Annotated in this window: 17 protein-coding genes and 1 other RNA gene; 7 read left to right on the top strand and 11 right to left on the bottom strand. The window is 62.4% G+C overall.

The window, feature by feature from the left end; translation table 11 throughout:
* Positions 1-32 precede the first annotated feature (32 nt).
* From ssrA to FY112_RS21925, 4 genes are all read left to right on the top strand, one after another.
* Positions 33-395, top strand: a transfer-messenger RNA (tmRNA) gene (ssrA, locus tag FY112_RS21940).
* A gap of 128 nt (positions 396-523) precedes the next feature.
* The gene (locus FY112_RS21935; protein WP_003541317.1) at positions 524-1039 is read left to right on the top strand and encodes an SspB family protein; all 516 of its coding nucleotides are present in this window, start codon (positions 524-526) and stop codon (positions 1037-1039) included.
* A gap of 49 nt (positions 1040-1088) precedes the next feature.
* Positions 1089-1283 (top strand): DUF4169 family protein, encoded by a 195-nt coding sequence (locus FY112_RS21930; protein WP_017961253.1) that lies wholly within the window; start codon positions 1089-1091, stop codon positions 1281-1283.
* A 156-nt stretch (positions 1284-1439) separates the two neighbouring features.
* Complete coding sequence (locus FY112_RS21925) at positions 1440-1664, top strand: ribbon-helix-helix domain-containing protein (RefSeq protein WP_025395272.1); 225 nt, start codon at positions 1440-1442, stop codon at positions 1662-1664.
* A gap of 92 nt (positions 1665-1756) precedes the next feature.
* Here the strand turns inward: FY112_RS21925 and FY112_RS21920 are convergent, their stop codons facing one another.
* The 3 genes from FY112_RS21920 to FY112_RS21910 form a co-directional block, all read right to left on the bottom strand.
* The gene (locus tag FY112_RS21920) at positions 1757-5467 is read right to left on the bottom strand and encodes an AsmA-like C-terminal region-containing protein (RefSeq protein ID WP_151519272.1); all 3711 of its coding nucleotides are present in this window, start codon (positions 5465-5467) and stop codon (positions 1757-1759) included.
* A 202-nt stretch (positions 5468-5669) separates the two neighbouring features.
* On the bottom strand, positions 5670-7082 hold the full coding sequence (locus FY112_RS21915) for an FAD-linked oxidase C-terminal domain-containing protein (protein ID WP_131710098.1): 1413 nt from the start codon (positions 7080-7082) through the stop codon (positions 5670-5672).
* A 163-nt stretch (positions 7083-7245) separates the two neighbouring features.
* The gene (locus tag FY112_RS21910) at positions 7246-8280 is read right to left on the bottom strand and encodes an aldo/keto reductase (RefSeq protein WP_151519271.1); all 1035 of its coding nucleotides are present in this window, start codon (positions 8278-8280) and stop codon (positions 7246-7248) included.
* Positions 8281-8372: 92 nt separating this feature from the next.
* Here FY112_RS21910 and FY112_RS21905 point away from each other — a divergent pair, with 92 nt between their 5' ends.
* Complete coding sequence (locus FY112_RS21905; RefSeq protein ID WP_094085588.1) at positions 8373-9275, top strand: LysR family transcriptional regulator; 903 nt, start codon at positions 8373-8375, stop codon at positions 9273-9275.
* A 252-nt stretch (positions 9276-9527) separates the two neighbouring features.
* Complete coding sequence (locus tag FY112_RS21900) at positions 9528-10622, top strand: AbrB family transcriptional regulator (RefSeq protein ID WP_017961260.1); 1095 nt, start codon at positions 9528-9530, stop codon at positions 10620-10622.
* Here FY112_RS21900 and FY112_RS21895 read toward each other — a convergent pair.
* Positions 10582-11493: an AraC family transcriptional regulator gene (locus FY112_RS21895; RefSeq protein ID WP_151519270.1), complete on the bottom strand. Its 912-nt coding sequence runs from the start codon at positions 11491-11493 to the stop codon at positions 10582-10584. The genes FY112_RS21900 and FY112_RS21895 overlap by 41 nt on opposite strands.
* Positions 11494-11539: 46 nt before the next feature.
* Between FY112_RS21895 and FY112_RS21890 the strand changes: the two genes are divergently transcribed.
* Positions 11540-11947 carry a DUF2000 family protein gene (locus FY112_RS21890; RefSeq protein ID WP_003560946.1) on the top strand — a complete coding sequence of 136 codons (408 nt, stop codon included), beginning with the start codon at positions 11540-11542 and terminating at the stop codon, positions 11945-11947.
* Positions 11948-11996: 49 nt separating this feature from the next.
* Here the strand turns inward: FY112_RS21890 and FY112_RS21885 are convergent, their stop codons facing one another.
* The 7 genes from FY112_RS21885 to FY112_RS21855 form a co-directional block, all read right to left on the bottom strand.
* A complete protein-coding gene (locus FY112_RS21885) occupies positions 11997-12662 on the bottom strand; it encodes an OmpA family lipoprotein (protein ID WP_003541337.1) in 666 nt (221 codons plus the stop codon).
* A gap of 291 nt (positions 12663-12953) precedes the next feature.
* Positions 12954-13952, bottom strand: a complete 999-nt coding sequence (locus FY112_RS21880) for a flagellin (RefSeq protein ID WP_026158766.1) — start codon at positions 13950-13952, stop codon at positions 12954-12956.
* Positions 13953-14225: 273 nt separating this feature from the next.
* On the bottom strand, positions 14226-17381 hold the full coding sequence (locus FY112_RS21875) for an efflux RND transporter permease subunit (protein WP_151519269.1): 3156 nt from the start codon (positions 17379-17381) through the stop codon (positions 14226-14228).
* Positions 17378-18586, bottom strand: coding sequence for an efflux RND transporter periplasmic adaptor subunit (locus FY112_RS21870; protein WP_017961265.1), 1209 nt, complete (start codon positions 18584-18586; stop codon positions 17378-17380). Before FY112_RS21870 ends, FY112_RS21875 begins: the two co-directional genes overlap by 4 nt.
* Before the next feature lie 268 nt (positions 18587-18854).
* On the bottom strand, positions 18855-19775 hold the full coding sequence (locus FY112_RS21865) for an adenylate/guanylate cyclase domain-containing protein (RefSeq protein WP_131628487.1): 921 nt from the start codon (positions 19773-19775) through the stop codon (positions 18855-18857).
* Positions 19776-19932: 157 nt separating this feature from the next.
* The gene (locus tag FY112_RS21860; RefSeq protein WP_131628488.1) at positions 19933-21483 is read right to left on the bottom strand and encodes a SpoVR family protein; all 1551 of its coding nucleotides are present in this window, start codon (positions 21481-21483) and stop codon (positions 19933-19935) included.
* A complete protein-coding gene (locus tag FY112_RS21855) occupies positions 21480-22754 on the bottom strand; it encodes a YeaH/YhbH family protein (protein WP_017961268.1) in 1275 nt (424 codons plus the stop codon). The genes FY112_RS21860 and FY112_RS21855 overlap by 4 nt, the downstream gene beginning before the upstream one ends.
* Positions 22755-22765: the final 11 nt, after the last annotated feature.

Raw genomic sequence — 22765 nt, 5'->3', positions numbered from 1 at the left:
CTGATGGGTCGCATAACGCTTTTATGACGTTTGCCCTTTCCTTGGGCTGAGGAAACCACTATATCAGCCTTGCCGGCTTTCGGGTCGGCTATGGCGATAAATGAGCGGTGTAATAAACCTATTGGACCCGGGGGCGGTACCCGGCGCCTCCACCAAAAACCGGCGGCCTTAGAGGCCGGCTTTTGATGGGGGCGAAACAGGATCGACAAGGGTGTAAAGATCGTCTTTTTGCTCGGCATTGTACCGCCGTTATCGGGCTAAAATTGTAGTTGCAAACGACAACTATGCGGAAGCTCGTCTCGCTGCTTAATCGCGGTGTGACACTTCAATCAAAGTCCTAGTGGTTCGCACCTCTAGGCGGGGTCCGAAGGCACCTGGCAACAGAAGCCTTCACCTTCTCCCTGCCGCCGAAATCATGTATGCTGCTTAAAAACGTGACTCGGCTCCGGTCTTTCCCAAGGCGCCCGGACGTGGCATATAACCTTGTGAAAAGACTTCCGAACCGACGAAAGACAGGAAAAGCATGGGGCAGGATCATATCCGCTACGACATTCTGGCACAGGATGCACTTCGCGGCGTCATCCGCAAGGTTTTGGCGGAAGTCGCAGCGACGGGCCGTCTGCCCGGTGATCATCACTTCTTCATCACCTTCCTCACGGGCGCCACCGGCGTGCGCATCTCCCAGCACCTGAAGTCGAAATACCCCGAGCAGATGACCATCGTCATCCAGCACCAGTTCTGGGACATGAAGATCACCGAGACGCATTTCGAGATCGGTCTTTCCTTCTCGGACGTTCCGGAAAAGCTGGTCATTCCATTCAATGCGATCCGCGGCTTCTATGATCCCTCCGTCAACTTCGAGCTCGAATTCGACGTGCCGCTCGCCGATGGCGAGGAATTGCCGTCCGGCGAAATCACCGCCTATCCGGTGGATGCGGCCGGAAAGCCCGATGACGCCGCAGGCGCAAAACCCGCCGACGGCGAGGAGAAGAAACCGGGCTCCGTCGTCTCGCTCGACTCCTTCCGCAAGAAGCAGTGATTTGAAGGGAGGCCAAGCCTCCCTTTTTCGTGAGGGTCCAGGCAACCGCATGAGCGCCGAAATCGTCAATCTGCGCCAGTTCCGCAAGAAGCAGGCTCGCTCCGAAAAGGAGACGCAGGCCGAACAGAACCGCGTCACCTTCGGCCGCACCAAGGCCGAGAAACAGCTGACCCGCAGCCTGAACGACAAGGCCGACAAAGCCCATCGCGACGGCCGGATCGAGACGGATGACGACGGCGCGTGACGGTTTCACGCAACGCGTGAAAGCCGGAATGGATTCTGCGATCAGCCACTTGCGCACTTTCCTTGAAGCGATCTGCCAACCCACCCTTAATTTGATGGAGAGTCTTGAGCGCGTCGTCTCGGACGCGCTGTGCTCTATCCGGGATGTGAAGGCTCCATGATTCGCAAGCATTCGGCGACATTGCACGGCCATCGCACCAGTTTCTCGCTGGAGGACGAGTTCTGGGCCGAGCTGAAGACGATTGCCGCAGCCCGTTCGATACCGCTCGCCGCCCTGATCTCCGAAATCGACGACCACCGCCCACCGGACAGCAACCTGTCCTCGGCGCTGCGCTTGCATGTGCTTTCCTGGCTGAAGGCCGCCGCCGGCCACCAGGCTTGATGCATGTCGCTCAAAATCGCGTAGCGATATTGGAAGACATCAATGAAAACAAAGGCCTGAAGCGTCTTGCATGAATCAAATTCTATGCGCTTTCACTGCGCCTGAACGCCCGGCAACTGATCGAAATTGAGCGGACCGGGCTGCGCTTGCCCGCTGCGCCGTGCTGCTTCCGCCTCGGCGGCGGCCCTCGCCTCCGCATCCGCCTTCGCCTTGGCTTCCGCTGCGCGTGCGGCCTCCGCCTCGGCAGCAGCCTTCTCAGCGGCGGCTTTCTGCGCCAGCGCGCGCAGCCGCTCTTCCTCTGCCTGCCGTTGCCGCTCGATCTCGGCCGCCTTGATGCGCTCGGCGTCGTTGAACCGGTAAAGCGCCACCTCGCGGCGCAGCCGCTGTTTTTCGAGCACGACTGCCTGCAGCCGCTCGACACGCCGGCGCTCGCGTTCGAAGGCGCGCAGCGACAGATAGCTGGTGATATCGGTCACATCCATCGTCTTGCCGGGCGACGGCAGCATGCCGGAAAAATTCAGCCGAAGCGCCGGCTCGGCGCCGGAAAGCGCTTCCGTGCCAGGATTGAACCCGACACCCAGTGTCGCGCTGATCCGCTCTTCCGGCAGCGCGATCTGCGCATCGGCGGTGATGCGGGCGAGATCGTTGGCGACGGTGACATTCTGCACCCTCAGCGTCCCGTCGGCGATGTTGAAGGGGATGCCGAGCGGCGGCAGCTTCGCCTCGCCGTTGCTGAGCAGCGTCTCGATGATCGGATGCACCTTGCCGGCATTGATCTGCTCCTGCATCGTATCGGTCGCGGCAAGCAGCGGCGGCAAGATGGCAAGGTTCAACCCGCGTATGCTGGTATCGCCGAGCCTCAGTTCGCCCGAACCATTGAGCGAGCTGGCGATCTCGCCGATCGTCTTGCCCGAGGCCTCCATCGACAGCGACAATCCGAACTTGCCGTTGGCGATCGGCGCGCCGTCGCGCAGCCAGACGACGGCGGAAAGATCGGAATCGGCAAGCGCAAGCTTCGTCTGCAGGAAACCTGTTCCGCTGGCATTGGTGAACAGCAGATTGCCGGAGAGCTTTCCGCCGTCCCAGTTCCCGGCCATGTCGTTGAGCTGCAGCTCGTCGCCCTTGTAGGCAACATTGCTGGTGAAGTCCGACACCGCCGTTTCCGGCAGGCCGGGCCAGAACTCCTTGGCCGCCAGCTTCACGTTGACGTCGAGATCCTTGAAGATGGGCAGCCCCAGCGGCGCCGTCGTCAGCTGACCGTTGGCGGGATCGACGAGCTGGCCGAACACCGCCTCGCCGAGCCAGCCGGCATCGGCCTTGGAGAGTGTCAGCCCGCCGCTCGCGGTCGTCCTCGCAGCCTTCCGGTCGAAGGTCAGCGCACCGGAAAATTCGTTGTCGGCCGCATGCCCCTTGAGATCGGAAAAGACGATCTTGTCGCCGTCGACGGCGGCATTGACCTGCAGGCCGAACGGCAGCCCGGTTCCGGTCTGCGGCAGGGCGATGCCGTTCATGATGAGATAGGGGTCTATATCGGCGCTGTCGAGCGAAAGCGCGATCTGGCCGTTCATGAAGGTCTCCGGCCGGACGTCGACCTTGCCGTTGGCCATGAACGAGGTCCGGTCGGTCGCAAAGGTCAGCGCCGCATCGGCGGGATCGTTGCCCGATGCCTTCACCTTCAGCGTCAGTCGGCCATTGGCGCCGACATCGACCGGCAGCGGGTCGAGCCCGGCCTGGCCGAACAGGACTGATGGCACGGCGTTTTCGAGCGTCGCCTCGAGGCTCGTCGTGCCGTTACCGGTCAGCGCCAGGAGGTCGGACATGCGGTAATCGAGATTGACGCGGCTGCCGTTCGCCACACCGGCAAGCGTCACCGTCAATGCGTCGCCCTCGTCGCCGCCGAGCGTCAGTGCGCCGCGCAATGCCGTATTGCCGTACCAGCCGGCATTGCGCACCAGCCGGTCGAGCACCGGGTGATGCGGCAGGTGCTCGCGCAACATGGTGAAAAAGCCGCCGGGATCGGCCGATTTGAAGGTGATCTCGCCCGCACCCTTGTAATCGAGCAGCGAACCTTCTGCCCTGCCCGTTGCCGTCAGCTCGGCGCCGGCGATATTCTTGATCGACAGCCGGTCGACGGCAAGCGCGCCGTCGGCGATCGTAAACGTGGTCTCGACATTCTCGGCGTCGACACCGAAGGCGGTGAACTTGTCGGCCTTGAGTTGGGCGGCGATCTTGTGGTCGAGCACGTTATCGCCGGCATCCTGGCCGGTCATCAGCCCGCTCAGCGCCTGCAGCGCGTCGAGATCGAGCGTATCGCCGTTCAGCGCTACCGACAGCGTCGGCGTCTGGCCGGAGATTGCCTGGCGCTCAAGCCGACCCTTCAGCGTCGCCGGTCCGATGGCAATCTCAAGGTTTTCAAAACGCTGCAATTCATGCGTCAGGCTGACATTGGCGGAAAAGCCCGCCTGCCGCAATTGCCGGATGGCCGGATCGACCGAGCCGGCAAGCCAGGAGGCAAGCCCCGTCGGCTGGCTGGAGGCCACCACGATCTGGCCGTTGAACGAAGGTTCGCCCTGAAGCAGGAGCTTGCCCTTGCCTTCCACCTGCGTGCGCCCCGGCAGCGTGCCGGTGGCGCTGTCGATCATCCAGCCGGTGCCGGCCGGTTCGAGCTCCAGTTGCACGTCGCGCAGCGTCGTATCGCCGGCGACGATCGCCGGCAGCTTGACGCTCGCCTTGCCCGGCACCTGCGGGATCGGCACCTGCGCGACGATATCGATCAGCGAATTCAGCCGCTGGCGCGCCGAAACAGCTGGATCCCGCGTCGTCTTGCCGGCTGACCCCTGATTGCCGATGCGGTTGACGTCGATCTGCTGCCCGACGGCGGTCAGCAGGAATTCCGGCGCATTGCCGGTATCGAGCGTCGCCTCGCCGGTTATGACATAGGGATCGTCCGTCGGGCCGATCTCCATCCGGTATTCGGGAATGCGGATGCGTTCATTGGTGAGCTCGAAGCGGCCCTTGACGCGCGGCGGCTGCTCTTTCTTGTTGGCGGGCTTGGCGCTGTTGCGGATTTCGATCGCAGCCGAAAGCTGGCCCTGATAGTTCGGCTTGCTGTCGACGAGCTTCAGTTCGCCATCGAGATCGACGCTGACAGGGTGTTTGTCCGGCGAAAGCCTCGTGCGCATGCGCAGCACGCCCTTCTCGTCCGGCTGACTGCTCGAGATCGAGAAGCCGCCGTGCTCGCCGTCGAGCGCTGCGTCGCCCTCGATGCGCCACGGACCAGCCAGCGACTTTGCCGACATTTCCGCGTTGAGGCCGGTGATGCGACGCGAGCGACCCGACTGATCGTCGATGAATTCGACCTCGCCACCGCTGACATGCACGTTTTCGAGAACGACCGTCCTTGCCGGTATTTCCGCGCGGCTGCCGCGCATCCAGTCGAGCGTGCCGTCCTTGAGCAATCTCAAGCGCACCTTCGGATTGACGACGCGCATGTCGAAGATCAGCGCTTCGCCCGACAGGAAAGGTGCAAGCTCCGCATCCATGGAGAACTGCTCGACCTTGACGATCGGCGTGCCGTCCGCTTCCTGGCCGACGCGCACGTCATGCAGCGTCACCGACGGGAACGGCAGCAGGCGTGCATCCACCGTGCCGTAGACGGTGACCTTCTTGCCGATGATGCGGCTTGCCTGATCCTCGAAATTCTTGCGGAAATCCGTCCAGTCGATGAACAGCGGCGCAAGCAGCGCCACAAACAGCACTACGACGATCACTCCCCCCAGAAAGACGAGGAACCGGCCTACCAATGCAAAGCGTCTCCATTCGGGATTCTGTTGCCGACACCAGAGCATGATGCCGCAAAGTGTGAGCGGTTTTCGGACGACATCATGCTCTAACTCTTTATTTGAGAACAGGATTCAGATTTCAGGGCGAGCCGGCCTAACATCATCTTGTTCTAGCGCTATTCATGCCGGGGGCAAGGCCCAACTTCATGAGAATGTTCCGTTTTCAGCCATGGTGGAAAATCTTGCCGGGATTGAAGATATCGTCCGGATCGAGCGCCTGTTTCACCTGTCGCATCAGATCCACCGCGCCGCCGAGCTCCTGTTCCAGAAACGCCATCTTGCCTTGCCCGATCCCGTGTTCACCGGTGCAAGTCCCGTCCATTTCGAGCGCCCGCTGGTTGAGTCGCTGCACGAAGCTCTCGGCCACGGCGACGCCTTCGGTGCTCTTGTCATCAAACAACAGCAGCACATGGAAGTTCCCGTCGCCGGCATGGCCGACGATCGGCCCCAGCAGCCCATGCTCCTCGATATCCGCCTGCGTTTCGGAAACACAATCGGCAAGCCTCGATATCGGAACACAAACATCGGTCGAAAGTGCGGCAAGCCCGGGCGCCAGCGCCCTTGCAGCCCAATAGGCGTCGTGGCGCGCTTTCCAGAGCTTCGTCCGCTCCTCGGCATTGGCGGTCCATAGGAATTCGCCGCCGCCGCATTCCGCCGCGATCTCGGCAAAGGCTGCCGATTGCAGCGGCACCGTCTCGTCGGTGCCGTGGAATTCGAGGAACAGCGTCGGGCTTTCGGCATAGGAAAGCTTGGAATAGGCGTTGCAGGCCCGCATCTGTACCGTGTCGAGCAACTCGATACGCGCCACCGGAATGCCCATCTGGATCGTCATGATGACGGCATCGCATGCGGCCTTGATGCTCGGAAAGGCGCAGGCCCCTCCGGCAATCTTCTGAGGGATCGCCTGCAGACGCAGCGTCACCGAGGTCAGGATGCCAAGTGTGCCCTCGGCGCCGACGAAGAGCCGCGTCAGATCGTAGCCCGCCGAAGATTTGCGGGCGCGCCGGGCCGTGCGGATCTCCTCGCCATTGGCAGTGACGGCGGTTACGGCAAGGACATTGTCCTTCATCGTTCCATAGCGCACGGCATTGGTGCCGGAGGCCCGCGTCGAGGCCATGCCACCGATCGAGGCGTTGGCGCCGGGATCGATCGGGAAGAACAGGCCGGTATCGCGCAGGTGGATGTTCAGCGCCTCGCGTGTCACACCCGGTTCGACGGTGCAGTCGAGATCTTCGGGATTGACCTCGATCACCCGGTTCATGCGGCTGAAATCGATCGAAATACCGCCATTGGCGGCATTGACCTGACCCTCGAGCGAGGTGCCGACGCCGAAACCGATCACCGGCACCTTGTGGGTCGCACAGGCTCTGACCGCCGCCTTCACATCGTCGGCGCTCTCGGCGAAAAGCACGCCGTCGGGCAGTTGCGGCGGGATATAGGTGGTCGTATGGGCATGCTGTTCGCGGAAGGACTGGCCGGTCTGGAAACGCTCGCCGAAGCTCTGTTTGAGAATGCCGAGCACCGCGGCAATTCCCGCCTCGTTGCGTGTGCCCGCCTTCGCGTCCTTCAGCGCCATCCCGTTGATCTCCCTGCCATTCCGCAGAAACCACATCGTGTTCCGCAGGTCAGGCTGGGTATGCGGCAAGTCAAAGCGGCTGTCCAGTTAAGATTGGCAGAAGATTTCATTTCCACTTTGTTATAGGCCGGCCGCTATAGACAAATCCGCTGTCCCCGGCGCCTCATACGATCGGTGGATTGAGCCGGGCAAAACCCTCCTGCCGCCGATAGGGGAAATAGGGATAGGGCGCTGTCACCGCGCTGATGGCGTCGAGCCTTTCGATCTGCTCCTTCGACAGGCTCCAGCCGACCGCGCCGAGATTCTGCCTGAGCTGCTCCTCGTTGCGGGCGCCGATGATGACGCTCGATACTGTCGGCCGGTTAAGCAGCCAGTTGATGGCGATCTGCGGCACCGTCCGGCCGGTCTCGCCCGCGATGGCGTCCAGGACCTCAACGATGTCGAACAGCTTCTCGTCGTCGACGGGCGGGCCGTATTGTGCCGTCTCGTGCAGCCGGCTTGCCTTGGGCAGCGGCTGGCCACGGCGGATCTTGCCGGTCAGCCGTCCCCAGGCAAGCGGGCTCCAGACGAGAGCTCCCACACCCTGGTCGGCGCCAAGCGGCATCAACTCCCATTCGTAATCGCGCCCTGCCAGCGAATAATAGACCTGATGGGCGACATAACGCGGATGGCCGTGGCGATTGGCGGAGGCGAGCGACTTCATCAGTTCCCAGCCGGCAAAATTGGAAACGCCGACATAGCGGATCTTGCCTGCCGCAACGAGCCCGTCGAGCGTCGACAGCACCTCCTCGACCGGCGTTGAGGCATCGAAGGCGTGAAGCTGCAGCAGGTCGATATAGTCGGTCCCGAGCCGGCGCAGCGCATCCTCGGTCGCGCGGATCAGCCGCGCCCGCGACGTTCCCCAGTCCTGCGGCCCCTCGCCCATCGGCAGCGCCGTCTTCGTCGAGATCAGCACAGCGTCGCGCCGGCCACGGATCGCCTGGCCGAGCACCTCCTCGGACGCGCCGGCCGAATAGACGTCGGCCGTGTCGAAGAGATTGACGCCGGCTTCGAGGCAGATGTCGACGAGCCGCCGCGCTTCCTCGGCACCGGTATTGCCCCAGGCGCCGAACAGTGGGCCGCTGCCGCCGAATGTGCCCGCACCGAAGCTCAAAACCGGTACTCTGAGGCCGGAAGCGCCGAGATTTCTGTAGTCCATGGATCTGTCTCCTGTATTTCCTATGAGATAGACCTTGGTCGCCCGATGATATAGATTGCCTACAAGCAAATCATCTGTGACTTGAATTCATCATGAGCCGTCAAGACATCAATCGCTCCGGCGAAATGGAAGTCTTCGTCAGCGTCGTCGAGCGCGGTGGCTTTTCCGCGGCCGCCGCGGCCCGGCGCATGACGCCGTCGGCTGTCAGCAAACTCGTCGCCCGGCTGGAGACACGCCTCGGCGCCCGCCTCGTCAACCGCTCCACCCGCAGGCTGCAATTGACGCCGGAAGGCTGTGCCTTCTATGAGCGCTGCATTACCATCCTTGCCGATATTGCCGAGGCCGAACGTCAAGCATCGACAGGTGAACAGGCCTCAGGCCGCATCCGCATCAACACCAGCGGCTCTTTCGGCAACCATGTGCTGGCGCCGCTCGTGCCGGCCTTCATGGCGCTTCATCCGGCCGTGACGCTGGATATTTCCCATACCGACAGGATAGTCGACCTGATGGAGGAGCGCGCCGATGTCGCAATCCGCGCCGGCCCCTTGAAGAATTCCAGCCTGATCGCCCGCAAGCTTGGCGTCACCGGCAAGATCATTGTCGCATCGCCGGACTATCTCTCGCGTCATGGCAAACCACGCACGATCGCCGATCTCCGCCACCATTGCCGCATCGGCTTTTCCTACGCCCGCGCCATCGAGGGCTGGCCGCTGCGCGAAGGTGGCGAAACGGTGATGATCCCGATCACCCCGGGCCTGCAGGTGGGAGACGGCGAAGCCATGCGTCACCTCGCTTTATCAGGCGCCGGCCTTGCCCGGCTCGCCGCCTTCACCGTGCGCGACGATATCGATGCCGGCCGCTTGGTGCCGGTGCTCCAAGAGGCCAATCCTAGCGATATCGAGGAGTTCCACGCCGTCTATATGGGCCAGGGCGGCCCGCTGCCGGCGCGCGTACGCGCACTGCTCGACTTTCTCGTCGGCCATGTACGTTTCTGAGCACCCAGCCCGAAACCGTTCAGCGGCTTGGAAAGCTGACATGCATAAAAACAACGACTTGAAGCGGTCGCATGATTCAGTTTCGCATTCCAGGGCCCAGAAGCCAGATTTCGCAATTGACCGCCCGCCTCGCGCCCGCCTATACCGGACCCGCGCCAGCCGGCTCTTGTAGCCGGCCTTTCTTCGTCATGCCGGAGCCCCTCCCATCTTCAGCCTCAGGGCTTGGCGCCGGCCAGGAAAGACACGGGGATTATGTCATTCAGCGACGCAAGCCGCCTGCTGCGGGATGCCGGCCTGCCGAAATGGGCGCTGCTGCTGGCACTTTCGACCGCTCTCGTCGTCTTCCTCGAACTCTTCGCCCTGCCGGCCTCGCTGCTGATCGGACCGATGGTCGCGGCAATCGCACTGGCGTTGACCGTCGGCAAGGGAAAGCTTCGCGTGCCCTTCTGGCCGCTGCAGTTCGGCCAGGTCCTGGTCGGCCTGATGATGGCGCGCACCGTCACCCCGGACATTCTCGGCACGATGGCGAAGGACGCACCGCTCTTTCTGCTGTTCATCTTCTCGGTCATCGCCATCGCCACCGGCCTCGGCTGGCTTTTGACGCGCTGGCAGGTGCTGCCGGGGACGACCGCGGTCTGGGGTTCCTCGCCGGGCGGCGCCTCCGCCATGGTCGTCATGTCGGAAGCCTATGGCGCCGATGCCCGTCTCGTCGCCTTCATGCAGTATCTGCGCGTTGTCTTCGTCGCCGTCGGCGCCTCTGTGGTCTCGCGCCTGTGGGTGGCAGCCGACGGCGCCGAGCCGCCGCCGCTCGTCCTCTTTCCCGAGATCGACTGGCCGGCCTTTGCAGCGACGATGGCTTTTGCCGCCTTTTGTGCTTATGGCGTCCGGCGCCTGCGCCTCCAGGGCGGCACGATCATCGTGCCGCTCTTCCTCGGCGCCTTGCTGCAGGGCGTGGGCCTCCTGAAAATTGAATTACCGATGTGGCTGCTCGCCCTCGCCTATGCGCTGGTCGGCTGGAGCATCGGCCTGCGGTTCACCCGCTCGATCCTCAAGCACGTGGCGCGCGCCCTGCCGAGGGTGTCGGCCTGCATCGTGCTGCTGATGGCACTCTGCGGTTGCATGGCGGTAGCACTTCACGTCTTCGCCGGCATCGATCCGCTGACCGCTTATCTCGCCACCAGCCCTGGCGGCGCCGATTCCGTCGCCATCATCGCCGCCTCCAGCGATGTCGACGTGCCCTTCGTGATGGCGATGCAGACCGGCCGCTTCCTGGTGATCCTGATGATCGGCCCGATGCTTGCCCGCTTCATTGCCCGCCGTTCCGGCCTTGTGGAAAATCCCGTCTAGTGCCCTGCTTGGGGTTGCGCGCGAGTGCAGCCCATTGGCCGGGCGTCACGCCGTAGGCCTTCTTGAAATGGCGGTTGAGATGGCTCTGGTCGGCAAAGCCGGTCGCCGCCGCCACCTCGGAAATCCCCTCGCCCCCGCCGATCATCGCCCGGGCCCGCTGCAGCCGTCGCATCAGGAGGTAGCGATGCGGGCTGGTGGCGAAGGCCGCCCGGAAATGCCGCGCCAGCGCGAAACGATCGAGACCCGTCACCGCCTCAAGCTCGCCGGAATTCACTGCCCGGGTCGCATGCGCCTCGAGATAATCCCGTGCCGCCCGCGCCTGCCGCCAGGCGACGAAGCCGAGCGGCCGGCGCGGCATGCGCGCATGCCGTGACAGCCCGCCTGTCACCCGCGATACGAAATCGTCGACGAAAAGCTCATCCAGTTCGCGGTCGAGTTCGCTAAGTGCTGCCAGCAGCACGCCTGCTAGCGCCGGATCGCCGATAACAGGTTCATCGACAAAAGGCAGGCCGACGCCATCCGCCTTCAAGCATTCAAGAAGCAGCGATGGTTCCAGATAAAGCATGCGGTATTGCAGCCCATCCTCCGTCCCCGCCCCGCCGTCATGCTCTTCGTCGGGGTGCAGCACGATCACCTGCCCCGGCAGGCTGAAGCGCCGCTCGCCGCGATAGCGGAAGGTCTGAACCCCCTTCAGAGTCACGCCGAGTGCATAGGTGTCGTGCCGATGCGGCTCGAAAGCATTGCCTGAGAACTGCGCCTCGATGCGCTCGATGCCGGGAAAGGCCGGCGCAGCCAGGATGGCGTTGCCGGATGGTCCGGCGCACAAACGTTCAAGACCTTCGAAGACCTGCGGATGTAAGTCCTGGTTCAACGCGCCCGATACTCCATAAATCCGTAGATAGGTGAAAGACCGTCCGATGTTTGATACCAAAATTGCCGTCGTCCTGCGAAACAATCTTGCCGGCTGGCAGAAGCTGAACGTCACCGCCTTCCTGATGACGGGCATCGCCGGCCGGCATCCCGAGATCATCGGTGAAGCCTACAGGGACCGCGCCGGCAATCTCTACAATCCCCTATCGATCCAGCCGATCATCGTGCTCTCCGCCGACGAGGCGACCATATCAGCCGTCCACCGCCGCGCGCTGGAGCGCGATATCACCAGCTCGCTGTTCATCGAGGAGATGTTTGCGACCGGCCACGACGCGGCGAACCGCGCCGTCTTCGCAGAATTTGCGCCCGAAGACGCCAAGGTGGTCGGCATCGCGCTGCGCGCCGAAAAGAAGATCGTCGACAAGATCACCAAGGGCGCAACGATGCAGCACTAACAGAAACGGCCGGGCTTAGCCCGGCCGTTTCAAAGGCAGTAAATTCGGTTCAGCCCTGCGTGATCGGCGCGATCTGGATCTCGACTCGGCGGTTCTGCGCGCGGCCGGCCTCGCTCGCGTTGGAGGCAACGGGCTGCGACGGGCCGAAGCCGACGGCGGAGACGCGGCGCTGGTCGATGCCCTGGCCGCCGAGATAATCGGCAACCGAAAGTGCGCGGCGCTGCGACAGGTCCTGATTGTGCTGCAGGCTGCCGGTCGAATCCGTATGGCCGTTGACGTCGATCAGCGTGCGGTTGAACTTGCGCAGTACGATCGCCACCGAATTCAGCGTCGGATAGAAGCCCGGCTTCACTGCGTCCTGGTCGACGTCGAAGGTGATGTTCGAGGGCATGTTGAGGATGATGTTGTCGCCGTTGCGGGTCACCGAAATGCCGGTGCCTTCGAGCTGGGCGCGAAGCTCGGATTCCTGCTGGTCCATGTAATTGCCGATCGCGCCGCCAGCGAGAGCGCCGACGCCTGCGCCGATCAACGCCGCATTGCGCTTGCCGTGGCCGCCGCCGCCGACAGCCACGCCGACGAGAGCGCCGCCGAGCGCGCCAAGCGCCGCGCCGCCGGCCGTATTGGAAACCTTCTGTTCACCGGTATAGGGATCGGTGGTCGTGCAGGCGCTGAGATAGCTTGCGGCAATAGCGAGAAGTATGAATTTTTTGATCATGGACAGGACGGTCTCCGTTCGACTGATGCGAGCAAATGGCAAGGATTGCGGCAAGAAAATGAAGATGTTCTCCTGATAGGGCAAATTCGGGCGCCGAAACACAGCCATGTTGCGGGAATGCGCTGATATCACCAGTTTTAGCGGACGGCCGCCCCTGCGCGGCGGCAAGGCACAGCGATCAGCCCTCATGATGCGGGTGAGGAGCGGAGCAATCGATCCAGTGAATCGATTGCAGTGACGAACGAAGGGCCGTATCAAACCACGAGGGCGGTTGGCCGGAGGATCGTACCTTTAGAAGTTCTGGAAGAGCTGCCGCATGGTGTCGTAAGTGGCGTTGGCGATGTTCAGCGACTGCAGGCCGAGCTGCTGCTGTGTCTGCAGCGCCCGCAGCCTGCTCGACTCCTCCTCCATGTCGGCATCGACAAGCCGGCCGATGCCGGCGGTGATGTTGTCGTGCAGTTTCGTGGCGAAGTCGTTCTGCAGGTTGATGCGCTTTTCCAGCGCGCCGAAGGCCGAACCGACCGTCGTCAGCTGCGTCAGCGCGGCATCTACGACGCTGATCATCTGGCCGATCTGGCCCTGTGTCGTGCTTGATGTCACCGAGATCACCACCTGCCCGGTGGTGGTGCCGTTCTTGCTCGTCATCAGCACGTAATTTTGAGCAGCACCGAGTTCGGTGGCGAAATAGGCCGATGTCAGCACCCCATATTCGCCGGAACCGGTGGCACGGTCGTCGATCAGGTAGCGCGCGTCCTTGGAGGTCGTCGCTCCGACGGGCGTATTGTCGATATGGTAGCTCAGCATGCCGATCGAGATCGTGCCGTCGGCGTTGCGGATGAACGAGGCCGGGATCTGGCGCGGCTGCGTCGGCGTCGCATCGTTGGTGAGGACCACCCAGTTGTCGCTGTTGAAGGTAGCCGATTCCGAAACGCTGCGCAGTTGCTCCTGCAGCTGTTTGATCTCTTCGTTGACCTTGTTCTTGTCGATGCCGTCTTCGGTTGCGGCAACCAGCTTTGCCTTGATTTCGGAGACGACGTCGATGACGCTCTGAACGCCGGTATAGGCCGTTCCCATCGTCGCTGCGGCCATGCCAAGCGCATCCTGGATCGCCGAAACCGCTTTGTTGTCGGTCCGCGCGGTGGTGGCGATCGACCAGTAGACGGCGTTGTCGCTGGCTTTTTCGACACGCATACCCGTCGTGATGTGGTTTTGCGTGACCGTCATATTCCGATTGATATCGCGCAGCACATAAAGCGCCGCATCCACGGAGACGCGCTGATAAATACTCACGGTACTAAACTCCAAAACACAACAGACGCAAACTGAACTAAAAATGAACCGTGCCGCACGGACATTCATGTCCGGGGTCGCTGAAACTCCAGCGCATCGCAGCCTTCAAGAAACGAAGAAGACCGGTCGGTTACTGGTCACAATCATTGCCGTTTATGCTTAACAAACGACTAAACTTCAGAAGTAATTTAGCTAATTTGGCAAGGTTTCAGACACCATAAGAAACGCAGCCGGACGAGGTTGACCGGCGGCGTTTCGTAATCGGAAAAAACCTTATTCGGCAGCCTGCAGCTGCTCGTCGTCGGGTGCGGCGCGCGGCCGTGTGGCGACCGACATCTCTTCGTGCAGGCGCGCTTCCTCGTGGGCGTGCGGCTTGGCGAAGCGGGCAAGCAGCAGATAGGCGACCGGCGTGATGAACAGCGTCACCAGCGTCGCGAAACCGAGACCGCCGACGATCACCCAGCCGAGCGCGATGCGCGCTTCCGCACCGGCGCCATGCGCAAACACCAGCGGTACACCGCCGAGGATGGTGGCGATCATCGTCATCATCACGGGACGAAGGCGCAGCGCGCAGGCCTTCTCGATAGAGGACCGCACATCCTCGCCCCGGTCACGCAGCTGATTGGCGAATTCGACGATCAGGATACCGTTCTTCGCCATGACGCCGACGAGCAGCACCAGGCCGATCTGGCTGTAGATGTTGAGGCTGGAGCCGGTGATAACAAGTGCGAAGACGGCGCAGGCAAGACCAAGCGGCACCGTCGACATGATGATCAGCGAGGACAGCACGCTTTCGAACTGCGCGGCCAGCACCAGGAAAATGATGACGATGGCGAAACCGAAGGTCAGCGCCATGCCGCTCGAATTCTCTTCGAGCGTCGCCGCCTCGGCCAGTGGCAGCAGGCGGGAGCCTGGCGGCAGCAGCGGCTCGGCGAGATCAGTCACTTGGCTGACGGCATCGCCGAGCGACATGCCGTTCCTGAGGCCGGCGGTGATCGCGACGGAGGCGAGCTGCTGCTCACGGTTGAGCTGCGGCGCGACCGAACCTTCCTTCATCGTGGCGATGACCGACATCGGCACGATCTTGCCGTCGCCGGTTTTCAGGAACACGTTCTCGAGGTCGGTCGGATCGTCGATCGGCCGCGTCGTCGAGGTCAGAAGCACGGGATAGGATTCGCCGTCGACGAAGACGTCGACCACCGAGCGCCCTTCGAGCAGCGATTGGATTGCCGTCGAAAGCCCGGTTATGTCGATGCCGAGATCCGAGGCGCGCTCGCGATCGATCGCCACCGATACCTGCGCCTGGCTGGGCTCGTTGGTCAGGCGCGGCGTATCATACTGGCCGGTGGCCTCGAGCGACTGAACCAGCTTGGCGGCCGCCGCCGTCAGCGCCTCGTGATCATTGCCGATCAGCGCCATCTGCAGACCACTGCCGGCGCCGCGGATGCGAAGGCTGTTCGAGGAAATAGCATTGCCGCGCAGGGCCGGCACCCTGGAGGCTGCCTGGTTGATATCGCCGACGATCTCCGTCTGCGTCCTGTCACGCTCTCCCCAGGGGGCGAGCGTCAGCACCATGAAGCCGCTGTTCAGCGAACCGCCCTGGCCGGAGATCGAGAAGATATTGCGGATGTTGCCGCTGTCGACCAGCGGCTGCAGATATTCCTCGACGAGCTGCATCTTGTCGCGGGTATATTCGAGGCTCGATCCCTGCGGCGTCGTCAGCCGCATCATCACCAGCGACCGGTCCTCTTCTGGCGTCAGCTCGCTCTTCACCGTCGAGAAAGCGACGAGCGCCGCGCCGGCAAAGATCACCGAGAACAGGATGACGACGAAGGGCGCGTTGAGACAGCCGTGCAGCGCCCATTTGTAGAGATCGGCAAGCGCCCCGCCGAAGCGGCCGAGCGCGCCGTGATCCTCGATCATCGGCTTGGTCAGCATGCGCGAGGCGAGCATCGGACACAGCGTCAGCGCCACGATCGACGACAGTCCGACCGAGAAGGCGAGCACGAAGCCGAATTCGCGGAAGAGGCCACCGACCTGTCCCGGCAAGAATGAGAGCGGAATGAACACCGCCGCCAGCGTCGCCGTCGTGGCGATGACGGCGAAGAACACCTCGCGCGTTCCGAGCACGGCGGCAGCGCGCGGCCCCATGCCTTCGGAGCGCCGGCGTACGATATTTTCGAGCACCACGATCGCATCGTCGACGACGAGGCCGGTCGCCAGCACGATCGCGAGCAGCGTCAGGATGTTGATCGAGAAGCCGACCATGTAGATCGCCGCCAGCGTGCCGATCAGCGCCACCGGCATGCTGACCGCCGGGATCAGTGTCGCCCGCCAGTCGCGCAGGAAGAGGTAGATGACGGCGGTGACGATGACGGCGGCGAGCACCAGCGCCAGCACCACTTCGTGGATCGCACCCTGGATGAAGACGGCGTCGTCGCTGGTGATGGCGATCGTCGTGCCCTCGGGCAGCGTCTTCGACAATTGGTCGACGGCCGCCTTGATGCCGGTCGATATGTTCAGCGTATTCGACTGTGCCTGGCGGATGATGCCGAGACCGATGCCCGGCTTGCCGTTGGAGCGCAGCGCCGTTTCGCCGTCGCGTGGTCCAAGCATCACTGTCGCGACGTCGCCGAGCCTGACGCGGTCCTGCAGGATGACGTTGGAAAAATCGGCCGGGGTCTGCAGGTTGGCAGTCGCACGCACCACGATATCCTGCGTATTGCTCTTCAGCGAGCCGGCCGGCACGTCGAGTGCGGCATTGTCGAGTGCCTTCGTCAGGTCACCGATGGTCAGCCCGCGGCTGGCAAGAGCCCCCTGGTCGACATCGACGCGGAAGACCTTCTCCTGGTCGCCATATTCCTCGACGTCGGCAACCCCGTCGACGGAGGCGAGGCGATCGATCACCTCGTTTTCGACGAGCTGGGTCAGATCGTCCATGTTGAGATTGGTGGAGGTGACGGCAAGGCGCATGATCGCCGAGGAATCCGAATCCGCCTTGACGATCTGCGGCGCATCCGCTTCGTCGGGCAGGTTCTGGGTAATGCGGCCGATCGCGTCGCGCACGTCGTTGGCGGCGACCGAGAGATCGATCGCATCCGAGAATTCCAGCGTCACCCGGCTCTGACCGAAGGACGAGGTCGACGAAATCGATTTCAGGCCGCTGACGCGCGCGACCGCCCCCTCGATCACCTTGGTCAGTTCCTGGTCGATCGTCTGCGGCGATGCGCCGTCGAAGGTGGTGCGCACGGTGACGACGGGACGGTCGACATCGGGCAGTTCGCGCACCTCGACGCCGACATAGGCGGCAAGGCCGGCAACGACCATCAGCGTGTTGAACACCAGCGCCAGGATCGGCCGGCGAACGAAAAGTGCAGTGAAGCTCTGCTTGCCCGACGCCCTGTCCTGATGAATCTCGGTCACGTTCATTGCGTGGCGACCTCCGCAGTCGCGGCGACATCGGCGCTCACACGCACCGCCCCACCCTCACGCACGCGCTGCAGTCCCTGTGTGACGATCACGTCGCCATCCTTGAGATCGGCTTTGACGAGCACGAAATCCGGGTTACGCTGCACGATGCTGACCCGCACCTTATGCGACTTGTCGTTCGTAACCTGCCAGACGAAGGACCCTTGCGAATCCCACTGTACGGACTGCGGATCGACCGCCGGATATTTGTCTCCGGGGAATTTCATGCTGACGCTGAAGGACATGCCCGCACGCAGCTCGTCCGATGAGTTGTCAATCTTGGCGCGCAGGCGCAACGTACGGCTCGCCGCATCAATGCGATTGTCGACCGCCTCAATCACCCCAGAGAACACCTGCCCGGGCCTTGCGACCGACATCGCCTCGACAGGCTGGCCGACCTCAACCGTATTGGCGAACCTCTCAGGTACCCAAAAGTCGACTAGGATTTCCGAACGGTCGTCGAGCGTGACGATCGGGATGCTCGTCGTGACGTTGTCGCCGATATTGACCGGCACGATGCCGACGATGCCGTCGATCGGCGCGGTGATGTTGCGTCGGGCGAGATTGAGCTCGGCGGCCTGCAGCTGCAGCCGCGCGCCCTGCTCGGCGATCTCCGAATCGAACACGTCCATGCGCGACACGCTGGACTTGATGTTGTGATAGAGATTGGACTTCTCGACGGCGGCCTTGACCGCCACATCAGCCTGGCCGCGGGCGATCACCTGCTCCTCGCTGTCGAGCTTGGCGAGCACCTGGCCGGCCTTCACCCTGTCGCCCGACTTGATGAGGATTTCGCGGATCGTGCCCGATGCCTGCGGCGTGACCGCGACCGAACGGATCGCATCACCCGTGCCGATGGCGTTCAGCCGGTCGTTGACGATACCCTGGACGACCGCCTGCGTCGCGACGAGAATGGTGTTGTTGCGCCCGCCGCCATTGCGGCGGTTCCCCTGTCCCTGCCCCTCACCACGCTGCTGCCCTTGCGCCCGGACCAGAGCGTCGGCATCGGCCGTCTCCTCGGCCTTCGGGGCGATCTTGGAAACGATGCCGTCTGGAATGCCTGCATCGCGCATCGTATCGCCAGCGCCGGGCACGAAGAAAACCCACGCGGCAAAGCCGGCAATAATGACGATGAGCGAAAGTACAAACTGCTTCCAAAAGGCCATTCACGTCTCCGGAGGGACTCGAGGTTGGACCAGGGTCGGTCGAAAGAGGCGCTGCGGGATCGAGATTCCCGTCTGATGCGACAATATCGCGCGTTTGCAGCTTACCGGCAAGCATAAGCAGCCGGCATTACCGATTTGTAATATCAACAAAGAATGGAAATAACCCGGCCGCTCACTTTTGCTTGAATGAACACTCGCCCGTGTCTTTGTTCCCGCCAATTGTCGGGCAAGATACCGTACAAAATCCCTGAGGATGCGGGTTGGATGACTATCGGCGCATCGACCACCGCAGGCCCATCACGGCCGCAATGCCCAGTATCGGCCAAATCGCCCAGAACTGCCCCGTCCAGGTGAAGAGGTTGATGCCGGCTAGGCCGAGCGCCAGAATCGCCAGCAGGGTGATCTTGCGATTGAACCGTGTCTGGTCGCGGTTCCAGGCGAGCGCCGCGACGACGGCAAGCGCGAGCACCGGAAAACGCGCCCAGAAGACGCCCTGCCACGACAGCAGATTGATACCGATCAGGGCGGCGGCGATGACGCCGAGCACGCCATACAGCCTGCGTCCGCCCGGTGCTGGGGTTGTCTCGGCCTTAGCGGCCGCCATAACCGGCGCCGGCTGCGGCGGCGCGGAGCCGGATCGTTCTGCAGAGGGCGTCTCGTCCCTGGTATCGCCGATCTTTACCGCGTAGCTCGGCACGCCCTCATCGACGTTCTTCACCATCAGCGGCCCGAGAAACTCGAAACCAACAGCTACCTTGTTGCGGACCTGATCGTAAACGGTACTTGATATAACGATGCCGCCGGCCGCAGCCGACGCCTGCAGCCGCGCGGCGATGTTGACACCGTCACCATAGATGTCGTCGCCCTCGACGATCACGTCGCCGAGATTGATGCCGATGCGGAAGAGCATGCGACCGTCGGTCGGGCGGTCGGCATTGAAGCCGGCGAGTTCGTTCTGTGTGTCAACGGCCGCCCGCACGGCCTCAACCACGCTCGGGAAATCGGCGATCAGCCCGTCGCCCCAGGTATTGACGACGCGGCCGCTATGGCTTTCGATCAGGCGCCCCATCGCTTCCCGGCAGCGCTTCAGGCTCGCAAGAGTCCCCTCCTCATCAGCCCCCATCAGCCGCGTATAGTCCTGCACGTCAGCACAGAAGATCGTCGTCAGCTTGCGCCGCGTTTCACTCATTGTCTCTCGTCTCCGCGCTATCCGCCCCGGGAAAGATCGCTACAAAGGCCGAAACTGGTCGAGATCAAGTGGGCGATGCAACGGCGGCAAACTACTAAGCCTTTGTGCTTGTTGCCACCGACAATTGTTCATCATCGCCCGTCATCACAACGGCTGATTATTGAACGATCTTGCGCGGGCTCGCCGTGTGTTCTCTCGCCACCGTGCTAGAACTGTCGATTTCCTGAAGCAACACGTCATAGCCCCAGAGATCGGCGAGATGCTGCAGGACGAGTTTCGTGTCATTTTCCTGAAGATAGCAGCCATTCATGACGATGTGCTGCAGCAACAGTCGACGGTCGCCGGCGAGGTCGACATCGACGATATCGATTGCCGGATCGGTCCAGCCGATATCATATTCGCGGGAGAGCTGGCGGCGGATGCGCAAATATCCGCGCTCATTATGAATCGCCGAAACCAGTACACCCTCGGTCTGTTCCGGATCGTCGTAGAGATGGAACAGTCGCAACTGCCGGATCAGGTTCGGGCTCAGAAACTGGCTGATGAAGCTCTCGTCCCGGTAATTGGCCCAGATGTCGCGCAGGACCGCCATCGCATCGCCTCGTCCGGCGATATCGGGAAACCATGCGCGGTCCTCTTCCGTCGGCGTCGTGACGATCCTCTCGATGTCCTGCATCATCGCAAAGCCAAGCGCATAGGGATTGAAGCCCGAGAACCGCCGGTCGTCATAGCTCGGCTGGAACACGACGTTGGCGTGCGACTTCAGGAATTCGAGGAAGTTTCCGTCGCTGATCTGCCCCCGCTCGTGAAGCCGGTTCATGATCTGGTAGTGGACGAAGGTGGCGGTTCCCTCATTCATTACCTTGGTCTGCCGCTGGGGATGAAAATATTGCGCGACATGGCGGACGATGCGAAGGATCTCGCGCTGCCACGGCTGCAGCCGCGGCGCCGACTTTTCCAGAAAGTATAGGATGTTGTCCTGAGGAAGCCCGAGGGCGGCGCGGCGCTTTTCCAGGCCGCTGTCGCCCGCCTTCCGCGCCTTGCCGACGGGAACCGTACGCCACAGGTCGTTGAACATCTGCTCCTCGTGGGCGCGGCGCTCCTGCTGCCGCTTCTCCTCCTGGCGAAGATCGATGGTGGTCTTGCCCGCGTATCGATGCACCCCGTGCGACATCAGCGCATGGGCTGCGTCCAGCGTGCGCTCGACGGCCGCCTCGCCGTAACGTTCCTCGCAGCGGGTGATATAACCCTTGGCGAAATCGAGGTAATCGAGGATGCCCTCGGCATCGGTCCAGAGCTTGAAGAGATAGTTGTTCTTGAAGAAGTGGTTGTGGCCGAAGGCCGCATGCGCGGTGACGAGCGTCTGCATCGTCGCCGTGTTTTCCTCCATCAGGTAGGAAATGCAGGGAGAGCTATTGATGACGATCTCATAGGCGAGGTCGCGCATCCCGCGGCGGTAGAAGGTTTCGTGATGCGCAAAGTGTTTGCCGAAGGACCAATGGCGGTAGAAGAGCGGCATGCCGGTCGAGGAATAGGCATCGAGCATCTGCTCCGAGGTGATGACTTCGATCTGGTTCGGATAGACGTCGAGGCCGAGTTCGCCGAGCGCGATCTCCTCGCAGGCGTCGTGAATGCGCTGGAGCGTTGAAAAGTCCCAGTCGGCCCCCTCGAACAATAGCCGCTCTGGTGGCCTCATCGTCATGGTCATGGCGTCACCTTCGACTGTGCGTCACGTTTCTGGAAGAGATCGTGGAAAACAGGGAATATTTCGTTTCGCCGGCAGACCTTGCGCATTGAAAGCGGCTGCAGTTCAGAACGGATCCCGTCATAGAGCATCCAAAGCGGCGAGCGGGATACCGAGGAGTCACCGCCTTCTTCGCCGACTTCGATATAGGCGAAATACTGGCACAGCGGCAAAATCTCGCGCAGCAGCTGTCCGCTCAGGTTCCCGTCCGAATGGGCGTTGTCGCCGTCCGAAGCCTGGGCGCCATAGATATTCCATTCCGCCGGATCGAAACGCGCCGCGATGATCGCCCGCATTGCCGCTAGCGCACTGGAAACCAGCGTGCCGCCCGTTGCCGGGCCATAGAAGAAGGTTTCCTCGTCGACTTCCTCGGCCTTGTCGGTATGGCGGATGAAGACGATCTCCACTTTCTTGTAGCGCTTCGACAGGAAAAGGTAGAGCAGCAGATAGAACCGCTTCGCCAGATCCTTCATGTGTTCCGACATGGAACCGGAGACGTCCATCAAGCAGAACATCACCGCCTTCGCCACAGGCTTCGGCTCGTTTTCGAAGCGGCGATACCGCACGTCGAGCGGATCGATGTAGGGAATGCGCCGGCTTTTTTCCGTCAAGGATTTGAGTTTTGCCTCAAGCGCCAGCCGGCTCTCGTCGTCCTCGCATTCCTCGATCTGCCGCTGCAGGGCTTCGATTTCTTCGCGGCGCGGACGGTGAAGCGCGACACGGCGCATCATCGCGAGCCTGGTCGTGCGACCGACGGCAATGTTGGACGGCGATCCCGACACGGAATAACCGGCACGGAACGGAGTTTCCTCCTCGGTTTCGGCCAGGCGCCGCTTGGCAAGGTCGGGCAGTTCCAGATCGTCCAGGAACACATCGAGGAATTCCTCGCGCGTCAGCACGAAGCGGAAGCCGTCCTCGCCGTCGCCCTCACCCGCATCCTTGGGTTTTCCGCCCCTGCTCCCCGGCGGGCGCGGAAGAATGTCGCCTTCGACGAAGGCCCTGTTTCCAGGCAGGATATGGTCGCGGATGCCGCCGTCGCCCTTTCTCAAGTTCGGCTCGGCCATTCCATCGATCGGCAGGCTGATTTCCCCGCCGTCGAGCACATCGCGAATGTTCCGGTTTTGCAGAGAACGCTTTACCGCCTGCTGCACGGCGCCTTTCATGCGCCGAAGAAACCGTTGCCGATTTTCCAGACTTTTACCGCGCGGATTTAGCCGACGGTCGACAATGTGCATATTGGCTCCAC

Source organism: Rhizobium sp. PEPV16, from assembly GCF_008919455.1.
Taxonomy (GTDB): Bacteria; Pseudomonadota; Alphaproteobacteria; order Rhizobiales; family Rhizobiaceae; genus Rhizobium; species Rhizobium leguminosarum_Q.
The sequence above is the reverse complement of the archived record's forward strand: the minus strand, read 5'-3'. Positions and strand labels throughout refer to the sequence as shown.

Coding starts and splice junctions, on each gene's coding strand:
- FY112_RS21855 (WP_017961268.1), bottom strand. CDS start 22,754: ATGCACATTGTCGACCGTCGGCTAAATCCGCGCGGTAAAAGTCTGGAA.
- FY112_RS21925 (WP_025395272.1), top strand. CDS start 1,440: ATGATTCGCAAGCATTCGGCGACATTGCACGGCCATCGCACCAGTTTC.
- FY112_RS21935 (WP_003541317.1), top strand. CDS start 524: ATGGGGCAGGATCATATCCGCTACGACATTCTGGCACAGGATGCACTT.
- FY112_RS21915 (WP_131710098.1), bottom strand. CDS start 7,082: ATGGCGCTGAAGGACGCGAAGGCGGGCACACGCAACGAGGCGGGAATT.
- FY112_RS21865 (WP_131628487.1), bottom strand. CDS start 19,775: ATGAGTGAAACGCGGCGCAAGCTGACGACGATCTTCTGTGCTGACGTG.
- FY112_RS21890 (WP_003560946.1), top strand. CDS start 11,540: ATGTTTGATACCAAAATTGCCGTCGTCCTGCGAAACAATCTTGCCGGC.
- FY112_RS21905 (WP_094085588.1), top strand. CDS start 8,373: ATGAGCCGTCAAGACATCAATCGCTCCGGCGAAATGGAAGTCTTCGTC.
- FY112_RS21875 (WP_151519269.1), bottom strand. CDS start 17,381: ATGAACGTGACCGAGATTCATCAGGACAGGGCGTCGGGCAAGCAGAGC.
- FY112_RS21910 (WP_151519271.1), bottom strand. CDS start 8,280: ATGGACTACAGAAATCTCGGCGCTTCCGGCCTCAGAGTACCGGTTTTG.
- FY112_RS21885 (WP_003541337.1), bottom strand. CDS start 12,662: ATGATCAAAAAATTCATACTTCTCGCTATTGCCGCAAGCTATCTCAGC.
- FY112_RS21900 (WP_017961260.1), top strand. CDS start 9,528: ATGTCATTCAGCGACGCAAGCCGCCTGCTGCGGGATGCCGGCCTGCCG.
- FY112_RS21870 (WP_017961265.1), bottom strand. CDS start 18,586: ATGGCCTTTTGGAAGCAGTTTGTACTTTCGCTCATCGTCATTATTGCC.
- FY112_RS21930 (WP_017961253.1), top strand. CDS start 1,089: ATGAGCGCCGAAATCGTCAATCTGCGCCAGTTCCGCAAGAAGCAGGCT.
- FY112_RS21860 (WP_131628488.1), bottom strand. CDS start 21,483: ATGACCATGACGATGAGGCCACCAGAGCGGCTATTGTTCGAGGGGGCC.